Annotated in this window: 5 protein-coding genes; all 5 read right to left on the bottom strand. The window is 42.4% G+C overall.

Annotated elements, in window-relative coordinates:
* Positions 1-196 precede the first annotated feature (196 nt).
* The 5 genes from ACTQ50_RS18895 to ACTQ50_RS18875 all read right to left on the bottom strand — a co-directional run bounded on the left by ACTQ50_RS18895 (position 197) and on the right by ACTQ50_RS18875 (position 5,366).
* Complete coding sequence (locus ACTQ50_RS18895) at positions 197-928, bottom strand: class I SAM-dependent methyltransferase (RefSeq protein ID WP_441485452.1); 732 nt, start codon at positions 926-928, stop codon at positions 197-199.
* Positions 929-1,451: 523 nt separating this feature from the next.
* A complete protein-coding gene (locus ACTQ50_RS18890) occupies positions 1,452-1,910 on the bottom strand; it encodes a flavodoxin (protein WP_441485451.1) in 459 nt (152 codons plus the stop codon).
* A gap of 106 nt (positions 1,911-2,016) precedes the next feature.
* Positions 2,017-3,021 (bottom strand): alpha/beta hydrolase, encoded by a 1,005-nt coding sequence (locus tag ACTQ50_RS18885; RefSeq protein WP_441485450.1) that lies wholly within the window; start codon positions 3,019-3,021, stop codon positions 2,017-2,019.
* A gap of 79 nt (positions 3,022-3,100) precedes the next feature.
* Positions 3,101-4,051, bottom strand: coding sequence for an alpha/beta hydrolase (locus ACTQ50_RS18880; protein WP_441485449.1), 951 nt, complete (start codon positions 4,049-4,051; stop codon positions 3,101-3,103).
* Positions 4,052-4,196: 145 nt separating this feature from the next.
* Complete coding sequence (locus tag ACTQ50_RS18875; RefSeq protein WP_441485448.1) at positions 4,197-5,366, bottom strand: iron-containing alcohol dehydrogenase; 1,170 nt, start codon at positions 5,364-5,366, stop codon at positions 4,197-4,199.
* Positions 5,367-5,598 lie beyond the last annotated feature (232 nt).

Here is a 5,598-nt window from a genome sequence, read left to right as displayed (position 1 = left end):
CATTTTTCGTCATCATAAAAAACACCGCCCTTCTGATATTTATTATATCAGAAAAGCGGTTCCAACAATAGCAAAACCCTGCAAAAGCAGGGCTTTGTCTACAATCTGAAAACCCTGCAAAAGCAGGGCTTTGTCTACAATCTGAGCAGGCTTCACATACTGTAGCCTGCTCTTTTGATACTAAATTTAAATTCCCCTATAACGTATAACAATCATACCGAATCGCTTTCCCGTTTAAAGTATAAGACGGTTTCCGTCCAGCCAGAAATTCACTTTTTAGTGGACGTTTTACAATGATCTTATCCGGGTCGGCGCTGATGGCGGCGTCGAAAAGGTCGGTTTCCTGGGAACATGGGGGCTCCAGCTTCTGGATGAGCTGCAGTTTCTTGTTGATCAGGCTGGACTTCTGTCTTGCAGGGAACATGGGATCCAGGTAGATAACATCCACCGGATCCAGAAGTGCCGGCATCAATTCCACACTGTTTCCCTCTACCAGTTTCATCCGGGCTGCGATTTCTTTCAGGACGGGATGCTTTTTCGCCCGGCGCAGGGCATCCTTTAAAAGAACCGCGATCACCGGATTCTGCTCATACAAAGTTACCTCATAACCCTGGGCCGCCAGAAGGAACCCGTCCTCTCCCATGCCTGCTGTGGCATCAATCGCCTTGCGTCCTGGTTTTTCTGACTTGGAAGCCCGTACCAGCATTTCATGCTGTAATCTTCCGTTGGTCACCCGGTGAAGCATATTCTCGAAATCTCCCTGATAAGTCAGACCATATCCGGTTAAAGAAACACCTTTGGAATTAAAAAGCACAGTCAGCTGTTCTCCCGGCTTTTCTGTGATCGGGGTACCGGTGCGCCTGGAAAAAGCTTCCGCCATATCTCTTGCGCCGCCCTTTTCAAGGCAAACTACAATTTTCTCACTCATGTTCTCTTCTCTTTTCTCGTATAATGTAATCATTTTACAATGGGACCAGGGAAAATGCAACGGAAGAAGAGGAAAAAGCCCTGGCGTAGGGCTTAAAAGAACTCATTTACGGTTCCATTTTCTCAATTTTCTCAATCAACTTGGAATACACATTTTCTACAAACCATGGTTCAGTAGATTCCTTCAGATGTGAAGTTCCCTACAAAAAGTGAAAATAACTTGAAATACGCCCTACAAACCGTGAAAAACCACCCTTCGAGGTTGCTTTTTTCTCAAAATATCTTAAACTTATCCCAAAATAAGTCAAAGGTATTTCAAGCAAGCTGAAAATAGCTTGTTGACGTGAGAAAGGAGTGATGGAAATGGGTGGTTTTTCTAATGTAGAGAACAATGCTTCTATTAGGGGATACATTATGAGATGCCTTGTAAAAGGTTATCATTTTGCTTTACCAGTAAAAACATTGTCCAACAAAATGATGTCTTGTGGTTTAATCGACACACCGGATATTTCTGATCAGCTTTATTATTTGGAGCAGAACGATTTGATTAAATTCCCAGAAAGCTCGTAGCTTTCCAGTAATGTACCGATTGCCATGGGTGCATTAAACCACCAGATGGGGTAGCCTACATAGATGGTATCATACTGATCCAGATTCTCTGGTTTTGCTGCAAGGGCAGGGCGCAGATCAAAGGTGTTTTCAATCCATGCTCTGGCGGCAGTTCCCATAAAGGATTTGCGGTAATAGCGGTCAGTTTTGACTTGATACAGGTCTGCACCAGTCAACTGCTGGATCATCTTTGCTGCTGCCTGCGCATCACTATCACTGCCAGACAGCTGAGAATTTGAACTTACAGTTGCAGAAGAGACAGCATCCAGTTCTCCTGGAATTTCACCCATTCTTGAAAAATATACGACAAGTGATTTTGTACTCTTTTCTCCTTCTGTTACCAGATCACTGGCATCTGTAACTTTTCCGTCCATAAACAGGTAGCCGCAAATACCCGCAAGAACGATTATTATAATTAATATAAGGATCAGTATATTTTTAATACTTTCTTACTCATTTCATTATCCTTATTTCTACTATTTACTCATTCCAGAACCAACACAGACCATTGTAAATATACTGGCTGGCATATTCAGCAGTATGCGTACCACCTTCCTGTACACGAAACGCCAGATTACCATCTGCTTCCTTATTGGCTTCAATAAAATTTCCATCAATCACACTGAGCATAGCTGCAAGCTGATAGGCAAAGGCAGAATAGGCAAAATCGTCTGTACCGGACATGGCGAAAATAAAGAAATCCTTTGAGGTCCAACCGGAGTTTTTCACAATATCATCCATAAAGTTTCCATCTAACGTAAGGTTTCCGCTCATTGGCATAAAATACCGGAAATAATCCAGGCAGTATTGGAACGTATGCCAGGTTGTCACAGAGCCCATGGAGAATCCTCCAAAACCCCTGTGATCTCTGGATGCCAAAAGCCCCGATGGGGAGGTATTTTCTGCAAAGGGACTATACTTGTCTTCTACCGCTGGAATCAGATCGTTTACCAATTCGTTGTGATAATTATCTGTAAGCTGAATTGCCAGTTCATAATCTGCACTGTCCTGATCACTTGTATTATTATAAGTCGGGCAGACAATAATTATAAGCTGCATCTTTTTATCTTCGACTGCATGATCAATCACATTTTTTAGAGTATTAGGTGATACGTCAGTTCCTAACATGGTTGTTTCGTCACTCCAGCCGCCCTGCATAAGGTAAAACACATTGTATTGTTTCTCGTCTGAATAGCCATAGGGAAGATAAACATAAGCGTTTTTGGTAAGCTCTTGCTTTTTCTGGTCGTAGGTCATTGACTCATATGTTTTGTAGGTAAGCTTTTCGATGGTTCCCTGTTGGTCTGCTTCTGATTCATACCCCTCTGGGATCATGGTCAGTTCATCTGGAATTACAGCGCTTGTTATAACCTGCTGATTGGTATTGCTCTCCCGTACCGCAGCTGCGGATACCACATGTGCAAAGGAAAGGGGGCTGCATACAGATAAAAGAGTGAGAAGTGGAATAAACATTTTGGTTTTCATAATACCTCCTGTGTTTAGAATCATCATAAAAAGGATTCCTTATCTTTGGCTTTCTGAATTAATTATACTTTTTTAGAAATCAGGATAGAAAATTCCATTTGTTATCCAGTTTAAACCTAATGGTAAAGGCTAAAAAAATAGAGTTTTCCCAGAAGGTGACAGCATGGTCCAGCCAGCCTTCTGCTACAGTTCCTTCTCCAAGGCCAAATCCGTGGGAAAGGCCCTTGAATACTTCAATTTCTGCGTTTGTCCCATTTGCCTGGATGCGGCGGATCCGCTGCTCCATGGTTCTATAGGAGGCTATTCCGTTACTGGTTCCTACACAGGCATAGGTGGGCGGTTCGTAGCCTGTAACTTCAGAAAGGCCTGTGTACTGCATGATGACAGCTGCCGGCGCGGGATAATTCTCTTCACCGAACATGGCTGTTCCGTAAGTTCCCACCCATGCTGCCATTCTTGCACCAGCAGAGTCGCCCCACAGGGAATAATCGGAAGTATCCACCTGCATTTCATCTGCATGGCTAAAAATAAACGCGATTGCCCGGGAAAGATCTTCGCAGGCAGTCTGTGCTCCCGGACGGTAAATTAAAGTGAAGGCATTATATCCTTTTTTCGATAATTCCAGAGCATGAGGAAAACTGTCCTGCATTCCTGCCACATACATGAATCCACCGCCTGCATTTAAAACAGCAAATTTCTCTCCGGGATCTCCGCGGAAGAAAAACAGTCCGGTATCTTCTTTTTCAGGATCTTCTTTTTTCTCTTCATCTGTATAAATATCGTAAAAGATCTGATTTCCGTCTGCTGCCTGATCGTGGAGATAGTTTGCGATTTCTACGGTTTTATCCGGATTTACTTCACTATACCAGGGGAGAATCTCTTCCAGGTTTTCCAATGTCAGGTCATTGGCAATTCTCATGTCCACAGGGAAAATAAGCCGGCCATAATCTTCAAATACAGGATCATTTATGACATCCTGTACTTTAGTATGTCTATCATAAGCAACGTCTGTTTCTATTTCCGTTTTCATTTTGTCTCTGGTATCCTCTTTTTCTATCAGATTCTGTTCGGCATCTGCTGCGACAATGCTGCAGGCAAATAGAGCATAAAGACAGATTAATAAAATTCTTATAAAATAACATCTCTATTTACTGTACATTTCTGATACTCCAGATTTACATACATTCCCTGAAAATTTCCAGGATTTCTTCGTGTGACATTTTTTTGTAGCTTCCAGGAACCAGATTACAGGAATCCGCGATTTCCTTCAGATTTATATCTTCTGGAAGACCAAGCTCATGGAAGCTGGAAGGAAGTCCAATTTCTTTGATAAAATCAGCAAGCGCGTTCACACCAGCTTCTGCCAGTTGTTCCTCACTTTTTCCATCTGGCTGGATTCCCCATACGTTTTTTGCGAAGCGGGCGAATTTGGAAAGACCATATTTGTAAATATGCCTATAATAAACCGGGTGAAGAACAGCCAGGCCACAGCCGTGGTTACAATCTGTGAAGGCTCCAAGCTGATGCTCCATCTGATGGCATTCAAAGTCACATTTTTTACCTAATTTAATGATCCTGTTTTCTGCCATGGCAGCATCCCACATCAGATTGCTGCGTGCTGTATAATCCTCTGGATCTTTTACGGCTGCCCGAAGATTCTGGATTACATTTTTCATAAGTGCTTCGGAAATATCATCGGATACATTGTTTTCATTTGGTTCACTGAAATAAGTTTCCATGATATGGGATAAAATGTCAAAGCTTCCGGAAACCATCTGTTTTACTGGAACTGTGTAAGTATACTCCGGATCCATCAGGGCGAATTTCGGATTGCATTTTGGGTAGTCCCGTCCTGTTTTGATTTTTAATGCTTCGTTGGTGATGACGGCTCCTCCATTGCATTCACTTCCAGTGCCCGCTACTGTGACGATCACTCCAAGAGGCAGCGGTTCAAAATCAATGATTCCCGGTTTTGCCCAGTATTCGTTCCAGATATCTTTCTGGCTGACAGCTGCGAGAGATACTGCTTTACAGCAGTCCATAACAGAACCGCCTCCAATTCCCAAAATCCAGTCTGCATAATTTTTCCTTGCAATTCTGGCACCTTCCTGAACCTTTGCATAAGTGGGGTTCGCCATAATGCCGGAAAATTCAATTACTGTTTTGCCTGCTTTTTCCAGGATATTCATTACTTCCTCATAGATTCCGTTCTTTTTGATGGAACCGCCGCCATAAGCCAGCAACACCCGTTCGCCATATTTACTGGAAAGGCAGGAAAGATATTCTTTCACACACCCCTTTCCGAAGAAAACTTTGGTTGAATTTTCAAAGATAAAGTTATTCATTTTCTACGTCCTCCCATTGCTTACAGATTTTACCTGTTAGATGTTAATACTTAAAAAGCAGGGAACATCTATTATAGCTATTAACCATTATAAAAAAAATGAGACTCCTGCAGAAGTCTCATTTCAGATTGTAGACAAAGCCCTGCTTTTGCAGGGTTTTGCTATTGTTGGAACCGCTTTTCTGATATAATAAATATCAGAAGGGCGGTGTTTTTTATGATGACGAAAAATG

This window comes from Blautia sp. Sow4_E7 (genome assembly GCF_052116245.1).
Lineage (GTDB): Bacteria > Bacillota > Clostridia > Lachnospirales > Lachnospiraceae > Blautia_A.
This window is presented reverse-complemented; position numbering and strand designations above follow the sequence as displayed.